Raw genomic sequence first — 407 nt, 5'->3', positions numbered from 1 at the left:
TTGACACCACGAAGTCTGGTTACATCGACGTGCTGAAGATCTCCACCATTCTCAACACAATGGGACAGCTATTCGATGACTCAGAACTTCAAGCACTCATCGATGAAAACGATCCGGAAAACAGTGGGAAGATCAACTTTGATGGCTTCTGTAATATTGCTTCCCATTTCCTTGAAGAGGAAGACGCTGAAGCCATGCAACAAGAACTGAAAGAAGCTTTCAGATTATACGACCGTGAAGGTAACGGTTACATCACCACTTCAACACTGAAAGAGATCCTGGCCGCTCTTGACGATAAACTCAGCAACGCTGATCTTGACGGCATCATTGCTGAAATTGACACTGACGGCTCAGGAACTGTGGACTTTGATGAGTTCATGGAGATGATGACTGGAGACTAAGCCCAG

The 407-nt window shown here is 45.7% G+C and carries 1 protein-coding gene; it reads left to right on the top strand.

Annotation, left to right across the window (positions count from 1 at the left end; translation table 11 throughout):
• Positions 1-401 (top strand): EF-hand domain-containing protein (locus F0L46_RS27715; RefSeq protein ID WP_149822405.1); only part of this gene is annotated, 401 nt, incomplete at its 5' end.
• Between the last annotated feature and the right edge of the window lie 6 nt (positions 402-407).

Source organism: Salinarimonas soli, from assembly GCF_008386575.1.
GTDB classification, from domain to species: Bacteria; Pseudomonadota; Alphaproteobacteria; order Rhizobiales; family Beijerinckiaceae; genus Salinarimonas_A; species Salinarimonas_A soli.
Note: the sequence above shows the minus strand (reverse complement) of the source record. Positions and strands in the feature narration are given on the sequence as shown.